Source organism: Arthrobacter agilis, from assembly GCF_030816075.1.
Taxonomy (GTDB): Bacteria; Actinomycetota; Actinomycetes; order Actinomycetales; family Micrococcaceae; genus Arthrobacter_D; species Arthrobacter_D agilis_E.
Map to the genome: position 1 here is coordinate 1088522 of NZ_JAUSXO010000001.1, position 27000 is coordinate 1115521.

Here is a 27000-nt window from a genome sequence, read left to right on the forward strand (position 1 = left end):
ATGTGGAGGCGGCATGCGACGGCGCGCCGTTGTCCTGTCGGAACGGCGCCCGCCGGCTCACACTGGTACCACCAGGAGTCCTCTCGAGGTAGGCGCGTCATGGTGATCGAGTGCGTGGTGATCGGAGCCGGCCCCGCCGGGCTCGCCGCAAGCGCCTCGTTGTCGGGAGCCGGCATCCAGCACGTCGTCCTGGAGCGGGCCAGGCCGGGCGAGACCTGGCGGACGCAGCGCTGGGATTCGCTGCACCTGAACAACCCCGGCTTCATGAACTCCATGTTGGGCGAGCAGGATCCGGGCACGTACCTGACACGGGTGGAGGTGGTGCAGCGCCTCGAGACGTTGGCCTCGACGTCACCCGTGCTCTGTGGAGTCGCCGTGATCGGGCTGTCGAGGCGTGACCGTTCCTGGCTCATCCAGACCAGTGACGGCCCGTACGAGACCCGTACCATCGTGGTGGCAAGCGGGGGTGAGAACGTGCCCCGTGTACTCGCTCTGGGAGGTCGGCTACCGGCTCGGATCGTCCAGCGCCATGCCGCGACCTACAGGCATGCGGACGAGCTCCCCGACGGCGCTGTGCTCGTCGTCGGCAGTGCACAGTCGGGAACACAGATCACCCAGGAGCTGATGGCGGCGGGCAGACGGGTCTGGCTGGCGACCTGCCCGATCGGCCGCGCCTCGGCGGTGTATCGCGGGAAGGACACCGTCCGGTGGCTGGACGAAGCCGGATTCTTCGAGCACCGCCCCGAGGACCTGCCGGACCGCCGGGCGATCAGGGCCGTGCCGGCCCTGCTGGCGCCAGGAGGGCACGACATCAGCCTCCAGATGCTGGCCAGGGCCGGAGCAACACTGACCGGTCGCCTCACAGGGGTCGACGACGAAACACTGACCTTCGACGACAGTACGGCGGCCAACGTCGCCTACGGGGACCGCTCCGCGGAGAGCATCCGGGCCCTCGTCGATGCACACATCCGACGCCACGGGATCGACGCTCCCGCGGCCACCCCGGACGGAGCGGGGGAGCCGATCGCGCTCGATCCTCCTCCTCGTCTGCGCCTGGGAAGCACCGGGATCGGCAGCGTCATCTGGTGCACCGGGTACACGGGCGCCTTCCACTGGCTCCCGGACGACCTCACCGATAGCGCCGGGGCTCCCCTGCACCAGGGGACCGCTTCGCCGGCGCCAGGAATCTGGTTCATCGGCCTGCGGTGGTTGGTTCGCCGCACCTCGGGCAATTTCATCGGTTTCCCCAGAGACGCGGAGGCCGTCACGAACTCCGTGAGGACCTTCCTGGGGGCCGTGACTCCCTGACAGCCCTGCCCGAGCCCGACGATCCCCATGGAGGCAACACCATGACCAGTGAACGTACCGTCCTTGTCACGGGTGGCGCACGAGGGATCGGCCGGGCCATTGCCGAACACCTTGCAGAGCAGGGCTGGATGGTCGTGGCGACCTACAACGCCAGTGCCGACGAGGCGATGGTTCTGCACCATACCCACGGAGTGGAGGTACGTCGTCTCGACCTGGCCGACAGGGCCGCAGTGCTGGACTTCGCCCGCTCCATCCGTGAGGAGTATGTCCTCGATGCGCTGGTGAACAATGCGGGGGTTCTGGAGAAGGAACCGATGGCGTCACTCACGCTCGAGGCCTGGGACAGATCCTTCGCCGTGAACGTCACGGCGCCCCTCATGCTCGCCCGGGAGATCGGCCTCCACATGTCGCCCGGCGGGAGCATCGTCAATATCGCCAGCACCGACGCTTCGACGGGGTCCTTCCGCGGCATCGCCTACTCCGCCAGCAAGGCGGCCCTCTTGTCGGTCACCCGCAGTCTGGGGAACGTGTTGGGGCCCCACGGTGTCCGGGTCAACGCCGTCAGCCCGGGCTGGATCGACTCCGGCACGATGGACGAGCCCTACGAAGCGGCCGGCCTGACCCCACTGGGACGTAACGGGCGTCCCGACGACATCGCCGACGTCGTCGCCTTCCTGCTCAGCGACTCCGCATCCTTCATCACCGGGGCGAGCCTCGTCGTCGACGGGGGCTACACAGGGGTGGACTACTTCATGAAGAAGGAGAACGACGCCCTCGACCGCGCCACCCCTAGTCGAAGTGCGTGACGGGCACGTCGTCCGTGACCGAGGCGACCACCTCGGCGGCCACGTCGCGGAGCCTGACCTGCCGGCGGCCCGCCGCCGATTTGAGGATGACGATCGCCGCTGTCTGGCTGCACTTGTTCTGCCCCATGACGATCCCGGCGGCGAGATCGGTGGTGGTCCGTGATTCCAGCGCGGAGGTGAGGTGATCCGCCTTCTCCGAGAGGTGGGCGATCCGCACGGCCAGGCGCAGCGACTTCGACGCCTCGCGGGCGAACACCTCGGCGGCCCGGACGGCCTCGGGCGTGAAGCCGTCGACGATGTCGGAGTACAGGTTCAGTCCGCAGTTCGCCTCACCCTCGAGCGGGATGGGTACACCCAGGATGGACAGCATCCCCTGCCGCGCGACGGCGGCGTGGTACTCCGGCCAGCGCCCGTCGGCCCGCGTGTCGCGGACCTGGACGATCTGCTGGGTCCGGGTGGCCGCCAGGCAGGGCCCGTCACCGAAGGAGTGCTGGATCCGGTCGAGTGCCAGCGCGGCGGGGCTGCTGCTCGCGAGGGTCTCGGCGTGGCGCGGACGGATGAGGGTCACTCCGCAGAGCACCACGCGCTCCGGCGTGGAGAGGTAGCCGGCGGCCACCTGGGCCAGATCGTCGAGGAACTGGGTGACGTCCCTGCTGTCCAGCACGAGGTTCTGGAGGAAGATCGCGGTGTGCGCCGGCGAACCCGGGACCGGGTCCTCCGACCCGGAGTGGGCCGGGGCGGCGGGGGAGTTCCGGAGTGCGAAGGAGGGGGAGTGGTCGTTCAAGGGCTCCTACCGAGGCGATCTGCTCCACGGGGCGACCTTGCACCCGGGATGCGGCGACCGAGAGACGCGCACCGCCCGCTGCTGAACGACAGTCCCATGATACGCACGGGCCCCAGATCACCGCGCTGGCGAACGGGGAGGCGCATGAGGTGCGCCGCGCTGCGGGAAGGGGATACGGTCCAGGTCGGACGCCGCGATCACCCGGGTGGAACCGGCCTCCGCCCGCGCCTGTGCGGCGAGCACCGCGACGTCGTCGTACCGCGACGAGAAGTGCGTGAGCACGAGCGTCCCCACGTCGCCGCGGGCGGCCATCGTACCCGCCTGACCCGCCGTGAGGTGCCGGTACCGCTCGGCGAGACCGGCGTCCTCGTCACTGAACGTCGCCTCCGAGACGAGGAGGTCGGCGCGATCCGCGAGCGCCGATGCGCCGTCGCAGACCGCGGTGTCCATGACGAACGCGAACCGGCGTCCGGCCCGGTGCTCGCTGACGTCCTCGAGCCGGACGGCCCCGAGGGATCCCTCGCGGTGCAGGCGGCCGACGTCGGGTCCCGAGATGCCCGCGGCGGCGAGCCGCTCGGGCAGGAAGGTGCGCCCGTCCGGTTCCGTGACGCGGTAGCCGTACGCCTCGATGCGGTGGCGGAGCGGTTCCACCTCGATGTCCGGGGCGATCCCGCCGGCCGCGCCATGGGGGTGCAGGTGCAGGTCGAGTCCGGGCGTCGCGAGGCCGACCAGGGCGCGCACCACGTCCGCACCGGACACCGGGAAGTGCAGGTGGACGGGGTGCGCGACGCCGTCGAGCACCATGCGGGACAGCACACCGGGCAGGCCGAAGCAGTGGTCGCCATGGACGTGCGTCAGGCAGATCCGCGTGATCTTCGACGCCGACACGCCGGCCAGCAGCATCTGCCGCTGGGTGCCCTCGCCGGGGTCGAACAGGATGCCCTCACGTTCCCAGCGGAGGAAGTAGCCGTTGTGGTTGCGGGTGCGGGTGGGCACCTGCGACGCCGTGCCGAGGATGACGAGCTCACGCATGGCCCCAGTCTTGCACCGGGCGTGCGGATCGGGCATGCATCGCGCCCGCCTCGTACTGTCCGGGCGGAGGCAGTGGACCGCCCGGCCGGCAGGCGAAACAATGGGGAGCCTCCGCCGACGGCGGCGACGGCGGGGACGGCGGTGACGGCGCGGTCAGGAGTGTGATCGGGTGGAGCGACGAGCACAGCCCTCGGCCCCCGGGCCGATCGAGGCGATGCGGCAGGCGGCCTGGAAGCAGGGCCGCTGGAGCACGCCGTCGCCGGCCCTGGTCCCGGCTGCCCTGGTGTCCCTCGCGGGCGTCGCCCTGTTCGTGCTGCACCAGCCGCTGATCGGGTACCCGCTCCTCGTGGTCGCGCTCGCGACGGCGGCGGTCCTCGACAGGGCGCTGTTCCGGGACCTGCTGCTGGTGGCCTTCGGTCTCTCGGTCATGAGCTCCGTGCCCATCACCACCGACATCAGCCCTGGGCACATGGCGGTCATGGGCACGGCCATGATCCTCGCCGTCGGGGTGCCCTACGCGGTGTCGCGCTTCGTCTACCGCGATCATGCCGTCACCTTCCCCGTGCGGACCGGCGCACCCTGGACGCGCGCGGAGAAGTGGTACCTGCCCGCCGTCGTCGGGATCGGGTATGCGCTGCTGCCCGTCTACATGATGCGCACCGGTGTCTATGCGAACTGGCCGGCGGCGTCGGAACCGGCGGAGATCGTCCGCCTGTTCGTCGGCACCAACGGGCTCGGCATCTGGGACGAGCTCTTCTTCATCTGCACCGTCTTCGCCCTGCTGCGGCGGCACCTGCCCATGGCGCAGGCCAACGTGCTGCAGGCCGTGCTCTTCACGTCCTTCCTGTGGGAGCTGGGGTTCCAGGCCTGGGCGCCGCTGTTCATCTTCCCCTTCGCGCTCCTGCAGGCGTTCATCTTCACCCGCACGCGCTCGCTGTCCTACATCATCTGCGTCCATCTCCTGTTCGACTTCGTCCTGTTCCTCGTCCTGATCCACGCGCACAACCGCGCGTGGATCGACATCTTCCTCTACTGAACGGACTCTTGACGCTTCTGTGCTATCACGGTTCACTAGTAGGGTAACTAACCAGGCAACCCGGAGGCAGCGGTGATCGAGGAAGGCAAGCCACTGTTCGTGCAGATCGCCGAACAGGTCGAGGACTCGATCGTCGACGGATCGATCGCCGAGGAGGCGCAGGCGCCGTCGACCAATGAACTCGCCGCCTTCTACCGCATCAATCCGGCCACCGCGGCGAAGGGGGTGAACATGCTCGTCGACAAGGGAGTGCTCTACAAGCGCCGGGGGATCGGCATGTTCGTCGCGACCGGCGCCCGCGAGCTGCTGCTGACGGAGCGTCGGAACGGGTTCGCCCTCCGCTATGTGCAACCGCTCCTCGTCGAGGCGCGCAAGATCGGGCTCGGGCCCGACGACGTCGCCAACCTCATCCGTGCCGGTGCAGAACCGGCGACTCCGTAAGGTCAGTCGAATCGAAGGACACCATGGACTCTGTCATCGAGGTCCGAAACCTCACGAAACGCTACAAGGACGTGCTCGCCCTCGACGACGTCGGGTTCGACATCCGGAGGGACACCATCTACGGCTTCCTCGGCCGCAACGGCGCCGGCAAGACGACAGCGATGTCGATCCTCACGGCGCAGAACCTCCCCACGAGCGGACAGGTCCGCGTGTTCGGTGAGGACCCCTACGAGAACGCACGGGTCCTGAGCCGCATGTGCTTCGTGCGCGAGAGCCAGAAGTACCCTGACGACGCCACACCGCGCCACGCCTTCACCTCCGCACGGCTGTTCTTCCCGCGGTGGGACCAGGACCTCGCCGACGACCTGGTGGAGGAGTTCCAGGTACCCCTGAAGCGCAGGATCAGGAAGCTCTCGCGCGGGCAGCTCTCGGCCGTCGGCGTGATCATCGGCCTGGCATCCCGCGCGGAGATCACCTTCTTCGACGAGCCGTACCTCGGCCTCGACGCCGTCGCGCGCCAGATCTTCTACGACCGGCTGCTGACCGACTACGCCGAGTACCCGCGGACGGTCCTCCTCTCCAGCCACCTCATCGACGAGGTCTCGAACCTGATCGAGCGCGTCCTCGTGATCGACGCCGGGCGCATCATCATGGACCGGTCCACGGAGGATGCCCGCGCGCAGGCCACCAACATCGTCGGCGACGCGGCCACGGTCGAGCGCGCGCTGAAGGGCCGGGAGGTCATCCACCGCGAAAGCCTCGGCCGCGTCACCTCCGTCACGTTCCTGGGACGGCTCGACGACGGCGAGCGCTCCGACCTCGCCGCGGCAGGACTCGACCTGGCGCCCGTCTCACTGCAGCAGCTCATCGTGCGCCTCACCCAGCAGAGAACGCCCGGCCCCGACACGTTCGCCGCGGCCGCGCAGGAAGGAAGTCTCCGATGACCGCCCTCGATTCCGGGAGCCTGGTACGCCCGGCGCCCGTCCGCAACCGGACCCTCAACGTGGTGCGCCTGCAGTTCGTGAACAGGCAGACCTTCATCTGGGTGCCGGCCCTCATCCTCGGCGGCGCCTGGGTCCTGACGATGCTCATCGCCCTGATCGTCCGCGGTGCGGGCGGTGGGCCCGGCATGGACGTCCAGGCGAGCGGGGCCTCGCAGGCACCGCTGTGGTATTTCCTCGCCGTCGGTATCCAGGCGATGACGCTGACCTTCCCCTTCTCGCAGGCGATGAGCCTCACGCGCAGGGAGTTCTACATCGGCTCACTCGCCGCCGCGGCGGTGAGCGGACTCGGGATGTCGCTGGCGTTCGTGCTGCTCGGGCTTCTCGAGCAGGCGACGGACGGGTACGGGGTGAACGGCTACTTCGCCTACCTCGGGTGGGTGTGGGAGGCCGGGCCGTTCGCCGCGGGCCTCACGTACTTCGTGTCCACCATGCTGTTCTTCATCATCGGCTTCTGGTTCGCCACGATCTACAAGCGGTACGGGACGGCGGTGCTCACCATCGTCATGATCGGCATCGGCCTGGTGCTCGTGGGCCTCGTCGCGCTGGCCACCTGGCAGCAGGCCTGGCCCGAGGTGTGGCGGTGGATCGTGGACACCGGCTCGCTGGGCCTGGCCCTGTGGGCCGTTGTCCTGGGCGCGGTGCTCGCCGTCGGCTCCTACTTCACCCTGCGCAGGATGCCCGCCTGATGACCGAGGACGCAGACGGGCCTGCCGGGTTCATCGACGAATCCCTGCAGTACGAGAGCTCATGGGAGCGGGCGGAGGACTTCGAGCGGCGGTACGGCGGGCACCTCGAGTACTACGGGGCGTCCGTCGGCGCGATCCGCGGCACCATCCGCAACGCCGCCCGCCGATACCCTGGCCTCGACCACGACCACGACGACGTCACGGCCCTCGCCTCGGAGCTGTGGTCCCGCCCGGTCTTCGAGCGGCGGCTGGCCGCCGCGGTGCTCCTGCAGTCCTCCGTCCGGCTCCTGCGCTCCTCGGACCTCACGCGGATCGAGGGCTTCCTCCGGTCGGCGCACCTGCCCGAACTCGTGGACCCGCTCGCCGTCGACGTCGTCGGGCCGCTGCTCCTCCGCCTGCCGGGACCCGAGGCCGTCCGCGCCCAGGCGGTCCTGCACCGCTGGGCGGCCGCGGACGACCCGTGGCTCCGCCGCGCCGCCGTCCTCGCGCACCTGCCGGCGTTCCGGGCAGGGGAGGGTGACGACGCCTCGTTCCGCCGGACCGTCCGCCTCGTCTCGGGCGCGCAGCAGGGCAGGGTGTCCGCCGTGGAGGAGGCCGTGGACCTGGTGCGTGCGAGCGGGGCGGGCTAGTCAGCGGACGTCGATGGTCCGGATGAGCCGTCCCCGCAGGGCCGGCACCAGGTGGTGGATGCCCATCAGGCTGAGCCCGTAGCGCCGCACGCGGCGCATGGAGGTGGCCACCCGGAGCCGTGGGTCGATCAGGACGGCCGCGAAGCCCAGGTGGTGGACGACCCGCGCGGAGAAGTCGATGTCCTCGTCGCGCGTGTCGATCGCGGTCCGCGCGAAGCCACCGGTCTCGAGGTAGGCCGACGCCCGGACGGCCATGTTGTGGCCCGCGACGAACCGGAGGTACGCCGCGTCGAGGCGGCTCACGGCGATCATGATCCGCAGGAGTCTCAGGGCGCCCGGCATGAGGAGGCCGTCGCCCCAGCGGTAGTGCCTGTCGCGCAGCGGAACACTGGTACCGCCGATCAGTGCGACCTCCGGGCGGCGGGCGAACAGCTCGCGGATGCGCCCGGCCCAGTCCTCCTCGGGCTCGCTGTCGCCGTCGGTCCGTGCGACGAGAGCGAATCCGTCGTCGATCGCCCGGCGGAAGCCGGTGTCACTCGCCGCGCCGGTGCCCTTCTCCAGCTCGCTGAGGAGCGTGATGCCGAGGGCCGGACGGGCCGCGGCGAAGCGCCGGACGCGCTGCGCGGTGTCGTCGGTGGACCCGTTGTCCACCACGTAGACGTGCAGGCCGTCCCGGTCCCGCTGCCGGTGGAGCGCCTCGAGGGTACGCGCGACACCGGGCTCGTTGAAGACGGGGACGACGACGGCGAGCCGGTCGGTCATGGGGAGGTCCTTCAGGGGGTGTCGAGGTCGCGTGCGGCGAACGTGTCGCAGGAGGCGAGGTCACCGGTCTCGAAGCCCTGGGAGAACCAGGCCTGGCGCTGGCTGCTCGAGCCGTGGGTCCAGCCCTCGGGGTTGACCTGTCCCGTCGCCGCCTCCTGGATGCGGTCGTCGCCCACGGAGGAGGCCGCGGACAGCGCGTCCTGGAGGTCCGTGTCCGAGAACGGCCGGAGGAACGGCTCGCCGGACTCCGGGTCCGCGACGGAGGTGGCGTGCGCCGCCCACATCCCCGCGAAACAGTCCGCCTGCAGCTCGACGCGCACGCCGCCGGACTCCGCGCCCTGCGGGTCCTGCTGGGCGGCGCCCAGGGTGCCGATCAGGTTCTGGATGTGGTGGCCGAACTCGTGGGCCACCACGTACTCCTGCGCCAGCGGTCCGCTGGACGAGCCGAACCGCGTGACGAGCTCGTCGAAGAACTCCGTGTCGTAGTAGGTCTGCTCGTCGGTGGGGCAGTAGAACGGGCCGACGGCGCTCGTCGCCGTACCGCAGCCGGTATCGGTCTGCCCGGTGAAGAGGACGACGCCCGGCTGCGTGTAGGCGGTGCCGACCCCGTCGAGGTAGGGGGTCCAGAAGCTGTCGAGGCTCTCCGCGGTACCGAGGATGCGGCAGTCGAGCTGCTCATTGGCCTGGACCCCGGTGAGGCACTCGTTGATGGCCGGCTCCGCACCGGTGCCCTGCTCCTGCGGGGTCGCGGTCCCCTCCTCGAGCCCCAGCTGGTCCACGACGCCGGGCCCGAAGATCAGTGCGAGGATCAGGAGGAGCCCGCCGCCCACTCCGCCGCCCACCGCGGCACCCCGGCCGCGTCCACGGCGGTCGCTGACCCGGGACGGGTCGAATCGGGCGTTGTCGTTGAAACTCATGACCCAACAATAAGCCGACTTAGCGTTTCCGCGGGACACAACCCGCCGGGCACACGCTCCGCCGGCGGGCGCAGGGCCACCGTCCGTCCGGTCAGGCGCGCCAGTGCGCCGGCGGCTCGATCCGCTCGGGGAGACGCGTCCGCCGGTCGCCCGAGGCGGCTGCGACCTGCATGGGGGTGAGGAACAGGGCGTGCGAGAGGTCCGCACCGTGCAGCCGGGCGTCCCGCAGGTCGGCGCCGAGCAGGTCCACCCAGCGCAGGTCCGCGCCCGTGAGGTCGGCGGCGATGAGGTAGGCGCCCCGGAGGTTCGCCCCCTGCAGCGCCCGGCCCGCGAGGTCGGCGCCGAGGAGGTCCGCGCCCGGGACGAGCCGCCGCGGCACGCCCCTGCCGCCGGCGGCCGTCCGGACGGCGACGCTCACGTCCTTCAGCGCCGTGCCGACCCGCCCGCGGAGCTCCTCCAGGTCGACACCATCGAGCTGCGCCGGTTCCAGCCGGGTCAGCGCGACCGTCTCCTCGACCAGGGAGGCGACGGCGGCGGCTGCTGCGTCAGGGACGGCGGGCGAGGACAGGCCGAGCCGCTGGGCCTCGTCGAGGTACCAGAGCACCTCGTGGAGCTGCCGCACGATCGGGAAGGCCGCGAACATCGATGCCCGCACCTCCGGGTGCGCCGTCCAGCTCCGTCCGCCGAACAGGTCCTGGGCCACGTGCTGGCCGGCGCCGAAACAGTCGAAGGCGGTGCAGCCCCTGTAACCCTCGCTTCGCAGCCGGGCGTGGATGGTGCAGGAGAAGTCCGCCGCGAGGTTGTGGCATGCCGTCCCGGCGGGCTTGTCGTGGCCGAAGTCCGACGACCGCTCGAAGCCCAGCGCCGAGCAGCAGAGGGCGAAGCAGTTCCCGCAGTCCGCGGTCAGTGCGACGTCCGGGTGACCGGAGAGGTGCAGCGGGACGGCGGGCATGGGCGCTCCTCCTGGGCAGGGACGGTGGGTCGGGTGAGCCGATGCCGGCGGAGCGTGGCCGCGGACGATGGACGGGACCACCCCGGGGATTCTCGCACCGATCCCCACGCCCGCCAAGTGGAACTTCGCCGCGCCGGGTCGGGTTGTCAGGCCGGATACGTGCTGTAACGGTGGGTCTCGGGCGGCACCGCGGCCACCCGCTGGACCGGCGAGACGCCGTCCCGGATCTGAAGGAGCAACGGATGAACATCGTGCACGCGATGCTGGACGGACTCGAGCAGGCCAAGGTGCTGGACCGGATCGCCGACCCCCTTGCCGCGGTGGTCGCCAGGGCGGTGAAGCCCCGGACGATCCGGAACGTGCTCAGCGGCACCGCCATCGGCCACCACCTCCACCCCATGCTGATCGTCGTCCCCTCGGGTGCCTGGAGCATGGGCTCCTTCCTGGACCTCACCGGCGGGAAGGACTCGCGCAAGGCGGCGGACATCCTCGTGATCGTCGGGATCCTCTCGGCCGTCCCGACCGCCGTCGCGGGCCTACACGACTGGTCGGACACGCAGAAGGAGGAACGCCGCGTCGGGATCGTCCATGCTGCGGGCAACTCCCTGGCACTGACCCTCTACACCGCGTCGGCCGTGGCGCGGGCGAAGGACCGGCGGGCCCTCGGTGTGCTGCTCGGCCTCGGCGGCCTGGGGGCCATGCTGTTCAGCGCGTTCCTCGGCGGCCACCTGAGCTACGCGAACGGTGTGAACGTCAACCGCACGGCCTGGCACGAGGCGCCGACGGACTGGACGCGCGTGGCGAGCGACGCCGACGTCGTCGAGGGCGGGCGGCACACCGTGAGGACGAACGGCGTGCCGATCCTCCTGCTGCGGCACGAGGGGAAGCTGACCGCGATGGACAGCGTCTGCAACCACCTCGGCGGTCCCCTCGAGGAGGGCACCATTGAGGACGGCTGCATCACGTGCCCGTGGCACCAGAGCATGTTCCGGCTCGACGACGGCAAGAACTATCGTGGACCGGCTGCCGTGCCCCAGCCCGTGTACGAGACCCGGGTGACGGCCGACGGCTTCATCGAGCTGCGCCAGCCGGCGTCCTGACCGCTCCTAGTGCAGGGGAGCGGGGGAGTCCCCGGCCTCCTCCGGTGCGCGCACGAAGAACGAGGCGACGACGGCGAGCAGGAAGATGACCGCGCCGTACAGGAACGCGGCGCGGATGCCGCCGGCGAGCGCGGCCTGCTCGGCGACGCCGTCCCCGAGCAGGGACGTGCTGCGGATGGTCATCACCGAGATGAACAGCGCGGTCCCCGCGGCGCCGGCCAGTTGCTGGGCGGTCCCGAACACGGCGCTGCCATGGGAGTACAGCCGCGGCTTCACGGACCCCAGCGCCGACGTCAGCAGCGGGGTGAACATCAGGGCGAGGCCCACGCTGAGGAGCACGTGCGCCACGAGGACCAGCGAGACCGGAGTGGTCTCGGTCACCCGGGTCATGAACCAGAAGACCGCGCTGACCAGGAAGGCGCCGGGTACCAGGAGCACCCGGGGCCCACGCCGGTCGTAGATGCGTCCGACCACGGGACCGAGCAGTCCCATGGCGAGGCCGCCGGGCAGGAGCAGCAGGCCGGAGACCAGCGGATCCATGCCGAGCACCGTCTGCACGTAGATGGGGATCAGGATGATGGTCCCGAAGAGCGCCATCATGCTGACCGCGATCGCCACGATCGAGATGGTGAAGTTCCGGGAGGAGAACACCCTGAGGTCGAGCAGGGCGGCGTCCCTGCGCTGCAGCATCAGCTGGCGTACGACGAAGAGGGCGAGCGCCACGATGCCGACGGCGAGCGGGAGCCACGCGGGGACGGCGCTGCCGGTGGAGGCCTCACCCAACTGGCTGAGGCCGTAGATGATGCCGCCGAAGGCGAGGGCGGACAGGACGACGGAGACGACATCGATCGCGGACCTGCGCGGCGTCGTCACGTTCTGCATCTTCGCCGAACCGAAACCGAGGGCCGCGAGGGAGATCGGCAGGACGAGCCAGAACATCCAGCGCCAGTCCAGCACGCTGAGGATGGCGCCCGAGATGGTGGGGCCGAGCGCGGGCGCCACGGAGATGACGATCGAGATGTTGCCCATGATCTTGCCGCGTGAGGCGGGCGGCACGAGGGTCATGACGGTCGTCATGAGCAGGGGCATCATGATCGCGGTGCCGCTGGCCTGGACGACCCGCCCGACCACCAGGACCTCGAAGCCGGGGGCGAGGGCGGCGATCAGCGTCCCCAGGCTGAACAGGCCCATGGCGGCCATGAACACCGGCCGCGTATTGAAGCGCTGGAGCAGGAACCCGGTCACGGGGATCACCACGGCCATGGTGAGCATGAACGCGGTGCTCAGCCACTGCCCCGCACTCACGGTGATGCCGAGATCAGCGACGAGGCGGGGGATCGCCACGCCCATGATGGTCTCGTTCAGGATCACCACGAAGGCAGAGATGAGCAGGAGCGTGATGACGAGCTTGTCGCGCGCCGGCAGGGCGTCCTGGACACCCCCGAGGGACGACCGTTCGGGGGAGACGGCGTCGGGTGATGCTGCCGTGCCGGGAAGCACGACGGCGTCCGGGCTGGGAAGCGCGTCGGAGACGCGGGACGGGGGACTCTGGGCCATGGTGATCCGCTCGGTTCGATCTGCTGCCGCTCCACGCAGGGGAGCTCTTTCTGGATGCCGGATCGGAGGACGGGACCCGGCTGGGTGACGGGAGCTGTTGGTCCGGTCAATCAACTGAACCGCGGCCGCCGGAAGTCTATTCCGTCGCCCTGCTTCCCGCTACCGGATCGCGGACACCGGGGGCGCCGGACGCGCCGGCCCTCCGTTAGCATGGGGCGGGTGCGCCGCCCCGGATCCTTCCGGCCGGGCGCCCGTCCCGGCGGCAGGCCCTCCGGCGCACCCCCCTGGTACCACCGACGAAGGAGTTCTCCGTGCCTGATTCTTTCTACCGCGACCTCGGCGGCGGAAGATTCGAATCGACGCTCCATGCACAGGGTGCCTGGAACCCGGAGGAGCAGCACATGGCTCCCATCTCGGGACTCCTCACGCAGTGCCTCCTGGACTGTGCGCCCCGTGACGGGATGCAGCTCAGCCGCCTCAGCTTCGACATCTACGGGATGATCCCGGCCGGCGCGTTCGAGGTGACCACCGCCGTCGTCCGGCCGGGCCGCACCATCGAACTCCTCGAGGCCCGGATGGAGGCCGCCGGGCGGACCGCGATCGTCGCGAAGGCGTGGCGGCTCGGCACCCAGGACACCGCCGAGGTCGCCGCGGTCGAGGACCCGCGTATCCCCGGACCGGAGGAGGCCGGACCGCACGAGGGCATGACGGCGTGGCCCGGCGGCTTCATCAGGTCCCTCGAGGTGCGCGTGGTCCCGGGACACCGGCCGGGGCGCGGCCAGGTGTGGCTGAGGAATCCCCACGCGATGGTCGCGGGGCAGCAGACCCCCGACGTCGTGCGGCTCGTCGGCATGATGGACGCGGCCAACGGCATCGCGACCAGGGTGGCGCCCGGCGGCGACAGCTGGATGTACCCCAACGTCGACCTGCAGATCCACCTCCACCGCCTACCGCGGGGAGAGTGGCTGGGCCTCGACACCCGCGTGACCTTCGGCGAGCACGGCGTGGGCCTGACCTCCAGCGTGGCGCATGACGTCGACGGGCCCTTCGGCCGGGTGGAGCAGATCCTCACGGTGCGGAAACTCTGACCCGACGTCCCACACCGGAATGGGACGGCCGCTCCGACGGTTGCACCGCGTGGAACCGTCGCCGCACCGGCGAGCGGTCGCCACGCCCACACGCCCGTGGGACCGAGGAGGAGGAAGCATGCCGAAAGCAGTGTGGAGGAACAGGGTCATCGCCGAGTCGGCGGACACCGTCATGGTGGAGGGCAACCACTACTTCCCGCCGGAGTCGATCGCGCAGGAGTACTTCGTCCCCTCCGAGCAGCACACCGTCTGCCACTGGAAGGGGACTGCGGACTACTTCAGCCTCGAGGTCGACGGTGAGCGGAACCAGGACGCCGCCTGGACCTACCCCGACCCGAAAGAAGCAGCGGAGAACATCCGCGGTCACTACGCTTTCTGGAAGGGCGTCACGATCAGCGACTGATCACCGCAGAGGGCGGGCCGCCGTCCTGCGGACGGCGGCCCGCCCGTGTCGGCGCCGCTCGCGTGCCGCCGGCACGAGCACCATCCCACCCGACTGCGCCTCCGGGCGCAGATGCGAAGGAGCATTCATGGAGTACCGGAAACTCGGCAACAGCGGCACCTCGGTGTCCCACCTGGCCCTCGGCACGATGACCTTCGGCGCGGAGTCCGACGAGGCGGCGTCGCACGCCATCCTCTCCGACTACGCGGCGGCCGGCGGCAACCTGATCGATACGGCGGACGTCTACACCGCCGGTACCTCCGAGCAGATCATCGGCCGGTGGCTCGCGAAGAACCCCGCCGAACGGGACCGCATGGTCCTGGCGTCCAAGGGACGGTTCCCGATGGGCACGGGACCCAACGACGTCGGGCTGTCCCGCCGCCACCTGCGCCTGGCCCTCGACGCCTCCCTGACGCGCCTCGGCGTCGATCACCTCGACCTGTACCAGGTGCACTCGTGGGATCCGCTGACGCCGCTCGAGGAGACGCTCGGCTTCCTGAACGAGGCCGTGGTGCAGGGCAAGATCGGCTACTACGGATTCTCCAACTACACGGGCTGGCAGCTCACGAAGGCCGTGATGATCGCCCGGCAGCGCGGCTACTCGCTGCCGGTCACCCTGCAGCCGCAGTACTCGCTGCTGGTGCGGGAGATCGAGGCGGAGATCGTCCCGGCCGTGCTCGACGCCGGGATGGGCATGCTCCCGTGGTCCCCGCTGGGCGGTGGCTGGCTGACCGGCAAGTACACCCGGGACACCGAACCCACGGGTGCCACCCGGCTCGGCGAGAACCCGCAGCGCGGCATGGAGGCCTGGGAGAAGCGCAACGCGCAGGACCGGACCTGGCGCATCATCGACACCGTGACCGGCATCGCCGGGGAGCGCGGCGTCAGCGCCTCGCACGTCGCGCTGGCCTGGGTCGCGGCGCAGCCGGCCGTGACATCGGTGATCCTCGGTGCCCGCACGCAGGAGCAGCTGGCCGACAACCTCGCCTCGGCGGACCTCCAGCTCACACCCGAGGAACTCGCCCGTCTCGACGAGGTGAGCACGCCCACCTTCAGCGACTACCCCTACGGGACCCCCGGTATCGAGCAGCGTAGCCGCAGGATCGAGGGCGGCCGGTAGCAGGACCCGCGCGGGAGCCCACCGGGATCGGCCTCGGCCGGTCCCGGTGCGTCTGCATCCGGGAGTCCTCCTCCGTGCAGGCCGGCGTCCCGTTCCGCGCCCGCTACCGGAGTCCGCGGCTCATGGCAACCGGGAGTGCAGGGGTCGGTGAAACCTAGACTCCGAGGTGTGGCCACGAGGGGCTGCGGGTCCGCCGACCAGCGGATGGGCAGACCCCCGGGGCAAGGACGGCCTGCGGAGGAGAGCTGATGGACACCACTCGATCCAGGAACGCGGCGGAGGACCCGGCGGTGCTGGCGGCGCGCCCAGGGGAACCGGACAGCGGATCGCCGGCGCCTCCCGGCGTGCACGCCCTCGGCGTGGCGGGGTCCCGGGACCCGATCGTCTTCGTCCCCGAATCCCTGGCCACGGACGAGCCGGTCCCCCTCCTCGTGGCACTCCACGGAGCGGGCGGCGACGCGCAGGGCGGGCTGTCCGTGCTGCGCGCCGCGGCCGAGGCACTGGGGATCGTCATCCTCGCGCCGGCCTCCCGTGCCGCGACGTGGGACGCCGTCCGCGGGGGGTTCGGACCGGACACCGTGGTCATCGACCGGGCCCTGGAGGAGGTGTTCTCCTTCGTCCCGGTGGACCCACAGCGCATCGGCGTCACCGGATTCTCCGACGGCGCGTCCTATGCCCTGGGGCTCGGCCTTGCCAATGGCGACCTGTTCCGCAGGGTGGTCGCGTTCTCGCCGGGCTTCGTCCCGCCGGGTCCGCAGAACGGGCTGCCGACGCTCTTCATCGCGCACGGGACACAGGACGCCGTCCTGCCCATCGACGCCACGAGCAGGCGCGTGGTCCCCGCCCTGAAGCGCCGCGGGTACGACGTCACCTACCGCGAGTTCGACGGGCCGCACACCGTCCCGCCGACGATCGCGCTCGAAGCGGGGCTCTGGCTCGACTGGACGGCGCCGCCGGCGCCCTGAGGGCCCGCTCCGACCCGTCGCGTCGGCCGCCCGCTCCGGCCACCCCGGACCTCCCGGACCACCGCGCGCCTACACTGGTGCCGATCCGCGCACCGCTGCGCCGGACGTCGGCGAAAGGCGCACACCATGGCCAGGGTCCTCTACTCCGCCTCCATGTCCCTCGACGGCTACATCGCCGGGCCCGGCGGTGACATGTCCTGGCTCGCCCCCTACCTGCAGCACAATCCGGAGGCGGACGCGCTCGCCGAGCAGGTCGGCGCCCTCCTGATCGGCCACCGGACGTTCACCGGTGACGATCCGAACAGCGGCACCGACGCCGAAGGCGCCTTCGGCGGCACCTGGTCTGGGCCGCAGTTCGTCGTGACGCACCACCCGCCCGCCGACGGCGGACCCGAGGGCGTCGAGTTCGTGGCCGACGTCGCCGTCGGCCTCGACCGCGCCGAGGAGGCCGCGAAGCACCGCTACGTCGCGATCCTCGGTGCTGACATCGCGCGGCAGTGCCTGGCTCTCGGGCGCCTCCACGAGGTCCTCGTGTTCATCGAGCCCGTGCTGCTGGGGGCGGGCACGCGCCTCCTCGACATCCCGGGCGGCACGAACATCGCCCTCCGGCGGCGTGCCGCCTCGCACCACGGGCACGAGACCGCCCTCTGGATGGACATCCTCCCCTGAACGGTCGTGCGAGTGATGCGGTAGGCGACCGCGCACCGGCTCCTGCTGCCTACCATGGAGGGATGAGCACTCCGTGGACCGGCGCCGCCGGGCTGGCACTCGTCGTCGACCCTGCCTCGGACGACGCCGCCCGCGAGCTCGACCGGAGCATCGGGCTGCTGCGCGAGGTCGCGGCCGGGACCCGCCCCCCGACACTGCGCCTCTACCGTCCCAGCCCCACCGTCGCGTTCGGACAGCGGGACGCGCGCCTGCCCGGCTTCCCCGCGGCGAGCCGGTCCGCCGCCGCGCGCGGGTTCGCACCCCTCGTCCGCAGGGCGGGCGGTCGCGCGGCGGCCTACCACCGGGGCTGCCTGGTCGTCGACCACATCGAGCCCGCCGAGGACGCCGTGGCGGGCACGCGGGCACGCTTCGCCGCGTTCGGGAACTTCTTCGCGCACGTCCTCACCGGCCTGGGCCTCGACGCCCACGTGGGCGAGGTGCCGGGGGAGTACTGCCCGGGCGAGTTCAGCGTGCACGGGCGGCGCGACGGCGTGCCCGCGGTCAAGCTCGTCGGGACCGCGCAGCGCGTGGTCGCCGGGGCATGGCTGTTCTCGTCCGTCGTCGTCGTCGAGGACTCGGAGCCCCTGCGGGAGGTCCTCACCGATGTCTATGCGGCCCTCGGCCTCGCGTGGCGGCCTGCCACGGCGGGCGCCGCCCGCGACCTCGAGCCCGGCGTGACGGTCGACGATGTCGAGGCCGCACTGCTGGCCGCCTACGCCGCCGTCGTGCGCCTGGACGAGCGCGGAGCAACCCGCCCCGCCTGACGGCCGTAGCCTCCCGGAGTGCCGACGGCACCCAGCGCCGCCGTCGTGGGTCGTCATGGGTCTGAAGGGGCAGTGAGCACTCCGGCCTGCCTGACGGCCGGAGCCTCCCGGAGTGCCGTCGGCACCCTAGGCCGCCGTCGTGCGCCTGGACGAGCGCGGAGCAGCCCGGCCTGCCTGACGGCCGGAGCCTCCCGGAGTGCCGACGGCACCCTGCGCCGCCGTGGTGGACCGCCGTGCATCACGGATGGTCGGCCGACGACAGGCGAGGGCACACGGCCGGCTCCCCACACCGGCGTCGTGCGCCCTCGATCTGCTGCGATTTGCTGCTACCTGCGCCGCGGGGTGTCAGTGCCCGCGGCGGATCCATTCCTCGAGGTGCGGAGCCTCGTCGCCGATGGTCGTGCTGTCCCCGTGTCCGGGGCGGGCGATGGTCTCCGGCGGCAGGGTCAGGAGCCGTGTCCGGACGGAGTCGATGATGGTCGGGAAGTCGCTGTAGGAACGCCCCGTGGCGCCCGGTCCGCCCTGGAACAGCGTGTCACCGGTGAAGACGGTGCCGGCTTCCTCCAGGTAGTAGCAGACCGACCCGGGCGAATGGCCGGGCGTGTGCAGCGCCGTGAGGGTCACCCCGGCGACTTCGATCGTGTCCCCGTCGCCGATCGACTGGTCCGGGCTCAGGGCGGGGAACACCATGTCCCAGAGTTCGCGGTCGCCGTCGTGCAGGTAGATCGGCGCGTGGACGGCGTCGAAGAGGTCGGCGACGGCCCGGATGTGGTCGTCGTGCGCGTGGGTGAGGAGGATGGCGCGGACAGTGCGCCCGTTGACCTGCTCCACGATGGCGGCGGCGTCGTGCGGTGCGTCGATGATGACGCATTCCTCGTCGTCGCCCACGATCCACACGTTGTTCTCCACGTCCCACGTGCCGCCGTCGAGCGAGAACGTGCCCGAGGTGACGAGGTGCTCCACGCTCGCGGCCATCAGAGTTCCACCACCGAGCGGAGGACCGCGCCGCCGTGCATCTTGTCGAAGGCCTCCTCGACCTGATCGAGGCGGATCCGCTCGGTCACGAAGGCGTCCAGGTCGAGATTGCCCTGCAGGTAGTGGCTGACGAGCATGGGGAAGTCGCGGCTGGGCAGGCAGTCGCCGTACCAGGAGGACTTCAGCGACCCGCCGCGCCCGAAGACGTCGAGCAGCGGCAGTTCGATGGTCATGTCCGGCGTGGGCACGCCGACCAGCACCACGGTCCCGGCGAGGTCACGCGCGTAGAACGCCTGCCTGTACGTCTCGGGGCGGCCCACGGCGTCGATCACCACGTCGGCCCCGTTGCCGTCGGTCAGCGCGCGGATGGCCTCCACCGGGTCCTCGTCCTTCGAGTTGAGGACGTGCGTGGCGCCGAGGCCCCTGGCGAGCTCGAGTTTCCGGTCGTCGATGTCGACGGCGATGATCGTGGTGGCTCCTGCGAGCTTCGCTCCGGCGACGGCCGCGATCCCCACGCCACCGCACCCGATCACCGCGACGGAGTCGCCGCGGGAGACGTTGCCCGTGTTGATCGCCGCGCCGATACCGGCCATGACGCCGCAACCGAGGAGGCCCACGGCGGCGGCGTCCGCGGCCGGGTCCACCTTGGTGCACTGGCCTGCGGCCACGAGGGTCTTCTCCGCGAAGGCACCGATGCCGAGCGCGGGGGACAGGACGGTGCCGTCCTCGAGGGTCATCTTCTGCGTGGCATTGTGCGTGTTGAAGCAGTACTGGGGTTCACCCCGGCGGCAGGCGCGGCACTCGCCGCAGACGGCGCGCCAGTTGAGGATCACCCGGTCGCCGGGAGCCACGGTGGTGACGTCGTCGCCCACCGCGCTGACCACGCCGGTGGCCTCGTGCCCCAGCAGGAACGGGAACTCGTCATTGATGCCGCCCTGCTTGTAGTGCAGGTCGGTGTGGCAGACGCCGCAGGTGAGGATGTCGACGAGCGCCTCGCCGGGCCCCGGATCCGGCACCAGGATGGTCTCGATGGCGGCGGGGGCATCCTTCGCCCGCACCACGACGCCTTGAACTCTGTGCACCATGTTCTCGCTGTCCTTCCGCTGGGAGCGGCCGCCCGGCTGACGGGCGCACCGCTTCCAGCATATGGGGGACGGCTGGGGCGCGGGAAAGGCGTTCGGGGGAGGCGGGGACTAGGCGGCGAGCCTGGTCCTGACGTCCGCCACGGAGGGGTTCGTCGCGGTGGTGCCGTCCGGGAAGATCACGGTGGGAACCGTCTGGTTGCCGCCGTTGAGCGACGCCACGAGCTCCGCGGTCCCCTCGACCTCCTCGATGTTGACCTCGGTGTAGCCGATGCCCTGCGCGTCGAGCTGCGACTTCAGGCGACGGCAGTATCCGCACCACGAGGTGGAGAACATGGTGATGGATCCGGCTTCTGGCGTGTAGTCCACGGTGCTCCTCAGGTCCGGGCACGGGTCCGCCGTGCCCTGTCGATACGCGGGCCGCTCCTTGCGCCCGCACCTCCATCAACACCGATGGCCGCCGCGCCATTCCTCGCACCGGTAGGCTCACGCCATGGCTGAAGCAGACGAAGAGCAGAACGCGAAGCAGTTGGCGGCGGTCCGGGTGGCCATCGACGAGGTGGACGAGCAGATCGTCGCCCTGATCTCCCGCCGGGAACGGCTCGTCCGTCGGGCGGGTTCGCTCAAGCGCGACGACGCCTCGGTGCGCGCCCCGGCACGGGTGGAGCGGGTCATCACCAATGTGCGCGAGTACGCGTCGAAGCAGGGTGTGGATCCCACCGTCGTCGAGCAGACCTACCGGGCGATGATCTCGGCGTTCATCGAGTTCGAGCTGCGGGTGCGGCGGGAGCCCTGAACCCGGCCCTGCCCCTCTCCCCGTCACCTTCCCCGGCGAGCTTGTTGGTCGGTCCTCCACCCACCCGATACGATCAGGACGGCGGTCCAAGCCCTCACCGGGTCCCGTCGAGCCCGTTCGGGCACCTATTTCCCAGCACCGAGGAGTCTGCCTGTGTCAGCGCCCCAGCTCATGAAGCTCATCGTCGACGGCGAAGAGAAGCAGGCGACGACGGGCACCACCGGCACGGAGCTGTTCGCTGAACGGCGTGACGTCGTCGTCATGCGTGTGGACGGCGAGCTGAAGGACCTCGACCAGGAACTGCCCGACGGCGCGTCCGTCGACGGGGTCACGCTCGAGGACCCCGCAGGCCTCGAGGTGCTCCGCCACTCCGCCGCGCACGTCATGGCGCAGGCGGTGCAGCAGCTGCGACCCGGGGCGAAGCTCGGCATCGGCCCGTACATCACGGACGGCTTCTACTTCGACTTCGACGTCGAGGAGCCCTTCACCCCCGACGAGCTCAAGCAGCTCGAGAAGATGATGCTGAAGATCGTCAACGCCAACCAGCGGTTCGTGCGCCGCGTGGTCTCCGAGGACGAGGCGCGCGAGGCCATGAAGGACGAGCCGTACAAGCTCGAGCTGATCGGCCTCAAGGGCGGGGCGACGGACGACGACGGCGCCTCCGTGGAGGTCGGCGCCGGCGAACTGACCATCTACGACAACGTGGACCGCAAGTCCGGCGACGTCGTCTGGAAGGACCTCTGCCGCGGCCCGCACCTGCCGAACACCAAGCTCATCTCGAACGCCTATGCGCTGACGCGGTCCGCGGCCGCCTACTGGCGCGGCAGCGAGAAGAACAAGCAGCTGCAGCGCATCTACGGTACGGCGTGGCCCACGAAGGACGCCCTCAAGGCCTACCAGGAGCGCCTGGCCGAGGCCGAGCGCCGCGACCACCGCCGTCTCGGCACCGAGCTGGACCTCTTCTCCTTCCCGGACGAGCTCGGCTCCGGCCTGCCGGTCTTCCACCCCAAGGGCGGCATCATCCGCAAGGCGATGGAGGACTATTCGCGGCAGCGCCACACCGATGCCGGATACGAGTTCGTCTACACGCCGCACATCACCAAGGGCCACCTCTACGAGGTCTCGGGCCACCTCGACTGGTACCGCGACGGCATGTTCCCCGCGATGCACGTGGACGAGGAACTGAACGAGGACGGCACGGTGCGCAAGCCCGGGCAGGACTACTACCTCAAGCCCATGAACTGCCCCATGCACAACCTCATCTTCCGGTCCCGCGGCCGCTCCTACCGCGAACTGCCGCTGCGCCTCTTCGAATTCGGATCCGTGTACCGGTACGAGAAGTCCGGTGTGATCCACGGCCTGACGCGCGTGCGCGGGATGACCCAGGACGACGCCCACATCTACTGCACCCGCGAGCAGATGAAGGACGAGCTCACCGGCACCCTGAACTTCGTGCTCGGCCTGCTCAAGGATTACGGCCTCGAGGACTTCTACCTCGAACTCTCCACGCGCAACCCGGAGAAGTCCGTCGGCTCGGACGAGATCTGGGACGAGGCCACGCGCACCCTCGCGGAGGTCGCCGAGTCCTCGGGCCTCGAGCTCGTCCCCGATCCCGGGGGAGCGGCGTTCTACGGCCCGAAGATCTCCGTGCAGGCGCGGGACGCGATCGGCCGTACCTGGCAGATGTCGACGATCCAGCTCGACTTCAACCTGCCCGAGCGCTTCGAGCTCGAATACCAGGCCGCCGACGGCTCCCGCCAGCGCCCGGTCATGATCCACCGCGCGCTGTTCGGATCGATCGAGCGCTTCATGGGTGTGCTCACGGAGCACTACGCCGGAGCCTTCCCGGCCTGGCTGGCGCCGGTGCAGGTGCTCGCGGTCCCCGTCGCCGAGGCGTTCAACGACTACCTGTTCGACGTCGTCGACAAGCTGAAGGCCGAGGGCATCCGTGCCCAGGTGGACGCCGGCTCCGACCGCTTCCCGAAGAAGATCCGTACGGCGAGCAAGGAGAAGATCCCCTTCGTCCTCATCGCCGGCGGCGAGGACCAGGAGGCCGGGGCCGTCTCCTTCCGGTTCCGCGACGGCAGCCAGGACAACCAGGTACCGGTGGACGAGGCCGTCCGCCGGATCGTGGAGGCGGTCCGCAGCAGGGAGGCCACTCTCTGATGGCGGACGGGGGCGGTCTGGACGGAGGCCCTGCCACGGCGTATCCGGGGGACGCGGAGGTGACCGACGGGTTCGAGCTCGCGGGCGTGCCCGACGCCTTCCAGCGCCTGTGGACCCCGCACCGCCTCGCCTACATCAAGGGCGGGCAGGAGCAGGTGACCTCCGAGCAGACCTGCCCGTTCTGCCGGGCGCCCCAGCTCGGCGACGAGGAGTCGCTGATCGTCCATCGCGGCACGCACGCCTTCGTGCTGCTCAACCTGTTCCCGTACAACGCCGGCCACCTCCTCGTCTGCCCGTACCGGCACGTGCCCGACTACACGGACATCGACGAGGCCGAGACCGCCGAGATCGCAGCCCTCACCCAGACAGCGATGCGCGTGCTGCGCAGCGTCTCGAATCCGTCCGGCTTCAACCTCGGCATGAACCAGGGGGTCACCGGCGGTGCGGGCATCGCAGCCCACCTCCACCAGCACGTGGTGCCGCGGTGGGGTGGAGACGGCAACTTCCTGCCGATCATCGCGCAGACCAAGGCCATCACCCAGACGCTCGGCGAGGTCCGCGAGCAGGTTGCGCATGCCTGGCCCTCGGCCGGCGACACCCCGGGACCGGTCGCCTGATGCTGAACAGATACGCCCGGGGCTTCTTCACCCGCCTCTTCACGCCGCTGGCCCGCATGCTGCTCGGCTGGGGTGTCACGCCGGACGCCGTGACCATCATCGGCACCCTCGGTGTGGCCGGCGGTGCGCTGGTGTTCTACCCGCTGGGACAGCTGTTCTGGGGCACGGTCTTCATCACGCTCTTCGTGTTCTCCGACGTGATCGACGGCATCATGGCACGCATCAAGGGCCATGGCGGCCCCTGGGGTAGCTTCCTCGATTCGACACTCGACCGCATCGCCGACGGTGCGCTGTTCGCCGGCGTCGCCGTGTGGTTCTTCACCGGCGGGCAGAACACCGCGATCGCTGTTGCCGCCCTCGCCTGCCTCGTGCTCGGCATGATCGTCTCCTACGCACGGGCCAAGGCCGAATCGCTCGGCTTCACAGCCAATGTGGGCGTCGCCGAGCGGGCCGAGCGCCTCGTCTCCGTCCTCGTGGTGACCGGGCTGACGGGACTGGGCCTGCCGCAGGGCTTCCTGCTGGCGGTCCTCGTCATCCTCGCGCTGGCCAGTCTCGTCACGGTGTTCCAGCGGATCAGGGCCGTGCGGCGGCAGTCCCTGGATGCACCACGCGCGCCGTCGGACACGTCCGGAGCGTCGCGGGACGCCTCCGGCGAGTAGCTATCCGGGGCGCGGCCGGCGCTGACGTCCGCGGCGCGGGAGCGTCTGCACCTGCGGTCGTTTGCCTCGCGCACCCGTCCGCGCACGGCCCCCTATTCTGTCAGTGGTGCGCGAGAAAATAGGGTATGGCGACGGCGGCGCAGCACCTGGAGGAAGCCCTGGTCGAGCTCGCCCGCCTGGAGGCGGAGAAGGCGCGATTGCAGGCCTCGGTCGTGACGGCGGTGGAGCGGGTCCGGTCGCTGATGGAGCACAGCGCGCACGAACGGGACCTGCCGGGCCGACCGCAGCGCGGCGGGAACCTGGGCGACACGCTCGCGGCAGCCGAGGTGGCGTGCCTCCTGCGCATCTCTGAGCGCAGCGCCTTCCTGCTGGTGCAGCAGGCGCGGGTGCTGTGCGCGTACCACCCGGACACCCTCGCCGCCCTCCGCTCGGGCCGGATCTCGTGGGCCCACGCCGCAGCCCTGGTCCGCGAGTACGCAGGCGTGCCTGCGGCCACCGCATCAGCCGTGGAGGCAGCCCTGCTGCCCGTGGCGATCGACACGACGACGACGAAGCTGGCCTACCAGGCCCGGCGGCTGCGGGACCGGTACCACCCGGAGGTCCTGGATGATCGCGCCCGCCACGCAGAAGCGCGGCGCCGGGTGGACATGGAGCCGGCGGACGACGCGATGGCGTGGCTCAGCGTGTACCTGCCTGCGACCTCCGCAAGCGCCATCGATGCCCAGCTGACCGCGGCCGCCCGCCATCTGCAGCGTCCGGCGGAGCGGCGCACCCTCACGCAGCTGCGCACGGACGTGCTCGTCGACCTCCTCCTGCCCGGCGTAGGGTTCCCGGCCAAGGTGTCCGACGGAGCCGGTGTCGGAATGCGCGCTGCGTCTGTCGCCGGGTATGCCGCCGGCCCTGATGCCGGGACCGATCCTGGTCCGGACCCCGATCGGCCCGAACGCACCGCCGGACCGACTCCGCTTCCGGACGGGCTGCGGGCGCACATCAATGTCACAGTGCCGGTCCTGTCCCTGCTCGGTGTCGACGACGCCCCCGCGCTGCTCGAGGGCTACGGGCCCATCCCGGCCGAACTCGCCCGCCGCCTCGCCGCCCACGCACCGTCCTTCACCCGGCTCCTGACCCATCCGGAGACCGGGGTGGTGCTCAGCGTGGGACGCACCACCTACGCAGTTCCGGCCGACCTGAAGAAATGGCTGCGCGTCCGGGACCGGACCTGCCGGCACCCCGGCTGCAACATCCCCGCCGCACGCTGCGAACTGGATCATACGAGACCCTGGGCACACGACGGCCCCACCAGCCACGACAACCTCGCGCACCTGTGCCGCAAGCACCACGCCTTCAAGAGCGAGGGCCTCTGGCACTACGACCAACCCCGGCCGGGCGTGCTCACGGCGATCTCCGCCGGCGGACGCACCTACACCACCGAGAACGATGAACCGCCGTTCTGATGGCCGGCCTGGTTGAGGGTGATCGGCGGCAGGCGCACCGTCGAGACCGACGGCGAATCGCCGTTCTGACGACCGGCCTGGTTGGTCGTGACCGACCGCCTCACCGACGGTCTGCCGTTCTGCCGGTTGCTCTACCCGACAGCGATCGCCGGCGGATCAGTGCAGCCGGTACTGCGGGCCGTGGCTCAGGACGCGGAGGCGAAGGCCGCGCGGGCCGTGGTGAGCGACACCGTGGTCTCGCGCAGGGGACTGAGCGCGGTACCGAGGGCGGAGAGGTACTCAGCGCGACGCTTCGGCGAGATCCTGGACACCGGCGCGGAGGGGGTCTCCGCGGCGTCTGCGTAGTGGGTCGCGAGTCCGTCCTGCAGCAGCCGCAAGGCCTCCGACTTCTGCTGCGACACGGCCGAGTGCGTGGTGCCGAGCTCCACCGCGACCTCGGTCACGGACCGGCCCTCGAAGAAGACCTGCTCGATGATGTGGCGCATGCGCGCCGGGAGATGGGTGACCGCCGTCCGCAGGTGGCGCACCTGCTCGTCGGCGAGCAGCGAGGCCTCGGGCAGCTGATCGGCAGCGGCAGGAACGATGTCCAGCACGGTTTCGTCGAGTGTCTGCACGGAACGGCCGGCGTCGTCGAGCGCCGCATGGACCTCCTGGCGGCTGACACCGAGTGTCATCGAGAGCTCGTCGACGGTCGGGGTGCGTCCGAGCGACGCCGCCAGCGCGTCCTGCGCCGCCAGTGTCTCGCCGATACGGCGCCGGACGGATCGGGGCGCCCAGTCGTTGGACCGCATCTCGTCCGCGAACGCGCCGGTGATGCGGCGCCGTGCGTAGGCGCCGAAGGGCACGCCGAGTGTGGGGTCGAACGAATCCGCCGATGTGATGAGCGCGATCGCACCCACCGACGCGAGGTCATCCCTCGAGAGGTGCGTGGCGCGGGCACACAGGGCGGAGACGAGATATCCGACCAGAGGCAGGTTGTCGACAATGAGTTTTTCGCGGTCGCGTGAGTACATGAGCAAGCTCCCCAGCTGCTTCGGTGGCATCGCTGTCCGCTGGTGTCCGGCAAGGGTCTGCCGCGGCGGCAGGATGTCGCTTTGAAGCTATCAGCGGGGTTTCGCAGGAGCGGAGCACTGAGGCAATCCTGCTCAAA

At 70.6% G+C, this 27000-nt stretch carries 29 protein-coding genes; 19 read left to right on the plus strand and 10 right to left on the minus strand.

The features are described 5' to 3' along the window. Positions 1-99: 99 nt before the first annotated feature. Both QFZ50_RS04780 and QFZ50_RS04785 read left to right on the plus strand, forming a co-directional pair. On the plus strand, positions 100-1308 hold the full coding sequence (locus QFZ50_RS04780) for a flavin-containing monooxygenase (RefSeq protein WP_307082414.1): 1209 nt from the start codon (positions 100-102) through the stop codon (positions 1306-1308). Between the two features lie 41 nt (positions 1309-1349). Beyond that, complete coding sequence (locus QFZ50_RS04785; RefSeq protein ID WP_307082416.1) at positions 1350-2114, plus strand: SDR family NAD(P)-dependent oxidoreductase; 765 nt, start codon at positions 1350-1352, stop codon at positions 2112-2114. On the opposite strand, the gene QFZ50_RS04790 is transcribed toward QFZ50_RS04785, so the two are convergent. Beyond that, positions 2098-2898, minus strand: a complete 801-nt coding sequence (locus tag QFZ50_RS04790) for a GAF and ANTAR domain-containing protein (protein ID WP_307082417.1) — start codon at positions 2896-2898, stop codon at positions 2098-2100. The genes QFZ50_RS04785 and QFZ50_RS04790 overlap by 17 nt on opposite strands. Before the next feature lie 117 nt (positions 2899-3015). Next, positions 3016-3930 carry a ribonuclease Z gene (locus QFZ50_RS04795; protein ID WP_307082419.1) on the minus strand — a complete coding sequence of 305 codons (915 nt, stop codon included), beginning with the start codon at positions 3928-3930 and terminating at the stop codon, positions 3016-3018. Between the two features lie 214 nt (positions 3931-4144). Between QFZ50_RS04795 and QFZ50_RS04800 the strand changes: the two genes are divergently transcribed. The 5 genes from QFZ50_RS04800 (at position 4145) to QFZ50_RS04820 (ending at position 7726) form a co-directional block, all read left to right on the plus strand. Continuing rightward, positions 4145-4966, plus strand: a complete 822-nt coding sequence (locus tag QFZ50_RS04800; protein ID WP_307086675.1) for a CPBP family intramembrane glutamic endopeptidase — start codon at positions 4145-4147, stop codon at positions 4964-4966. Positions 4967-5038: 72 nt separating this feature from the next. Then, entirely contained in the window at positions 5039-5407 is a 369-nt protein-coding gene (locus tag QFZ50_RS04805) for a GntR family transcriptional regulator (protein ID WP_307082421.1), read from the plus strand. A gap of 23 nt (positions 5408-5430) precedes the next feature. Beyond that, positions 5431-6351: an ABC transporter ATP-binding protein gene (locus tag QFZ50_RS04810; protein ID WP_307082423.1), complete on the plus strand. Its 921-nt coding sequence runs from the start codon at positions 5431-5433 to the stop codon at positions 6349-6351. Beyond that, positions 6348-7097: a hypothetical protein gene (locus tag QFZ50_RS04815; RefSeq protein ID WP_307082425.1), complete on the plus strand. Its 750-nt coding sequence runs from the start codon at positions 6348-6350 to the stop codon at positions 7095-7097. The genes QFZ50_RS04810 and QFZ50_RS04815 overlap by 4 nt, the downstream gene beginning before the upstream one ends. Further along, the gene (locus QFZ50_RS04820) at positions 7097-7726 is read left to right on the plus strand and encodes a DNA alkylation repair protein (protein WP_307082427.1); all 630 of its coding nucleotides are present in this window, start codon (positions 7097-7099) and stop codon (positions 7724-7726) included. The genes QFZ50_RS04815 and QFZ50_RS04820 overlap by 1 nt, the downstream gene beginning before the upstream one ends. Here the strand turns inward: QFZ50_RS04820 and QFZ50_RS04825 are convergent, their stop codons facing one another. The 3 genes from QFZ50_RS04825 to QFZ50_RS04835 form a co-directional block, all read right to left on the minus strand. Further along, entirely contained in the window at positions 7727-8488 is a 762-nt protein-coding gene (locus QFZ50_RS04825; protein ID WP_307082429.1) for a glycosyltransferase, read from the minus strand. An 11-nt stretch (positions 8489-8499) separates the two neighbouring features. Beyond that, entirely contained in the window at positions 8500-9405 is a 906-nt protein-coding gene (ypfJ, locus tag QFZ50_RS04830) for a KPN_02809 family neutral zinc metallopeptidase (RefSeq protein ID WP_307082431.1), read from the minus strand. A 91-nt stretch (positions 9406-9496) separates the two neighbouring features. After that, the gene (locus QFZ50_RS04835) at positions 9497-10357 is read right to left on the minus strand and encodes a pentapeptide repeat-containing protein (protein ID WP_307082433.1); all 861 of its coding nucleotides are present in this window, start codon (positions 10355-10357) and stop codon (positions 9497-9499) included. Positions 10358-10599: 242 nt separating this feature from the next. Between QFZ50_RS04835 and QFZ50_RS04840 the strand changes: the two genes are divergently transcribed. Continuing rightward, complete coding sequence (locus QFZ50_RS04840; RefSeq protein ID WP_307082435.1) at positions 10600-11457, plus strand: Rieske (2Fe-2S) protein; 858 nt, start codon at positions 10600-10602, stop codon at positions 11455-11457. 6 nt (positions 11458-11463) lie between these two features. On the opposite strand, the gene QFZ50_RS04845 is transcribed toward QFZ50_RS04840, so the two are convergent. Beyond that, positions 11464-13014: an MDR family MFS transporter gene (locus tag QFZ50_RS04845; protein ID WP_307082437.1), complete on the minus strand. Its 1551-nt coding sequence runs from the start codon at positions 13012-13014 to the stop codon at positions 11464-11466. A 311-nt stretch (positions 13015-13325) separates the two neighbouring features. Here QFZ50_RS04845 and QFZ50_RS04850 point away from each other — a divergent pair, with 311 nt between their 5' ends. From QFZ50_RS04850 to QFZ50_RS04875, 6 genes are all read left to right on the plus strand, one after another. Continuing rightward, on the plus strand, positions 13326-14102 hold the full coding sequence (locus QFZ50_RS04850) for a thioesterase family protein (protein ID WP_307082439.1): 777 nt from the start codon (positions 13326-13328) through the stop codon (positions 14100-14102). Positions 14103-14220: 118 nt separating this feature from the next. Next, a complete protein-coding gene (locus QFZ50_RS04855) occupies positions 14221-14505 on the plus strand; it encodes a DUF427 domain-containing protein (protein ID WP_307082441.1) in 285 nt (94 codons plus the stop codon). Positions 14506-14632: 127 nt separating this feature from the next. Continuing rightward, entirely contained in the window at positions 14633-15664 is a 1032-nt protein-coding gene (locus tag QFZ50_RS04860) for an aldo/keto reductase (protein ID WP_307082443.1), read from the plus strand. A 248-nt stretch (positions 15665-15912) separates the two neighbouring features. Beyond that, positions 15913-16629 (plus strand): alpha/beta hydrolase, encoded by a 717-nt coding sequence (locus QFZ50_RS04865; RefSeq protein WP_307082445.1) that lies wholly within the window; start codon positions 15913-15915, stop codon positions 16627-16629. A gap of 126 nt (positions 16630-16755) precedes the next feature. Beyond that, complete coding sequence (locus QFZ50_RS04870) at positions 16756-17298, plus strand: dihydrofolate reductase family protein (RefSeq protein ID WP_307082447.1); 543 nt, start codon at positions 16756-16758, stop codon at positions 17296-17298. A gap of 62 nt (positions 17299-17360) precedes the next feature. Beyond that, a complete protein-coding gene (locus QFZ50_RS04875) occupies positions 17361-18101 on the plus strand; it encodes a lipoate--protein ligase family protein (protein WP_307082449.1) in 741 nt (246 codons plus the stop codon). A gap of 345 nt (positions 18102-18446) precedes the next feature. Here QFZ50_RS04875 and QFZ50_RS04880 read toward each other — a convergent pair whose 3' ends face one another. The 3 genes from QFZ50_RS04880 to QFZ50_RS04890 all read right to left on the minus strand — a co-directional run bounded on the left by QFZ50_RS04880 (position 18447) and on the right by QFZ50_RS04890 (position 20527). After that, positions 18447-19076 carry an MBL fold metallo-hydrolase gene (locus QFZ50_RS04880; RefSeq protein WP_307082451.1) on the minus strand — a complete coding sequence of 210 codons (630 nt, stop codon included), beginning with the start codon at positions 19074-19076 and terminating at the stop codon, positions 18447-18449. After that, positions 19076-20161: an S-(hydroxymethyl)mycothiol dehydrogenase gene (locus tag QFZ50_RS04885; protein ID WP_307082453.1), complete on the minus strand. Its 1086-nt coding sequence runs from the start codon at positions 20159-20161 to the stop codon at positions 19076-19078. Before QFZ50_RS04885 ends, QFZ50_RS04880 begins: the two co-directional genes overlap by 1 nt. A 108-nt stretch (positions 20162-20269) precedes the next feature. Continuing rightward, positions 20270-20527, minus strand: a complete 258-nt coding sequence (locus QFZ50_RS04890) for a mycoredoxin (RefSeq protein WP_104049891.1) — start codon at positions 20525-20527, stop codon at positions 20270-20272. Between the two features lie 124 nt (positions 20528-20651). Between QFZ50_RS04890 and QFZ50_RS04895 the strand changes: the two genes are divergently transcribed. From QFZ50_RS04895 to QFZ50_RS04915, 5 genes are all read left to right on the plus strand, one after another. Continuing rightward, entirely contained in the window at positions 20652-20954 is a 303-nt protein-coding gene (locus QFZ50_RS04895) for a chorismate mutase (RefSeq protein WP_307082455.1), read from the plus strand. 171 nt (positions 20955-21125) lie between these two features. Beyond that, positions 21126-23120, plus strand: a complete 1995-nt coding sequence (gene thrS, locus QFZ50_RS04900; protein WP_373462299.1) for a threonine--tRNA ligase — start codon at positions 21126-21128, stop codon at positions 23118-23120. Further along, the gene (locus tag QFZ50_RS04905) at positions 23120-23737 is read left to right on the plus strand and encodes an HIT family protein (RefSeq protein ID WP_307082458.1); all 618 of its coding nucleotides are present in this window, start codon (positions 23120-23122) and stop codon (positions 23735-23737) included. Before thrS ends, QFZ50_RS04905 begins: the two co-directional genes overlap by 1 nt. Then, positions 23737-24396 (plus strand): phosphatidylinositol phosphate synthase, encoded by a 660-nt coding sequence (gene pgsA / locus QFZ50_RS04910; protein WP_307082460.1) that lies wholly within the window; start codon positions 23737-23739, stop codon positions 24394-24396. The genes QFZ50_RS04905 and pgsA overlap by 1 nt, the downstream gene beginning before the upstream one ends. 125 nt (positions 24397-24521) lie before the next feature. Next, positions 24522-25850 carry an HNH endonuclease gene (locus tag QFZ50_RS04915; RefSeq protein WP_307082462.1) on the plus strand — a complete coding sequence of 443 codons (1329 nt, stop codon included), beginning with the start codon at positions 24522-24524 and terminating at the stop codon, positions 25848-25850. A 185-nt stretch (positions 25851-26035) separates the two neighbouring features. Here QFZ50_RS04915 and QFZ50_RS04920 read toward each other — a convergent pair whose 3' ends face one another. Next, complete coding sequence (locus QFZ50_RS04920) at positions 26036-26863, minus strand: sigma-70 family RNA polymerase sigma factor (RefSeq protein ID WP_307082464.1); 828 nt, start codon at positions 26861-26863, stop codon at positions 26036-26038. Positions 26864-27000 lie beyond the last annotated feature (137 nt).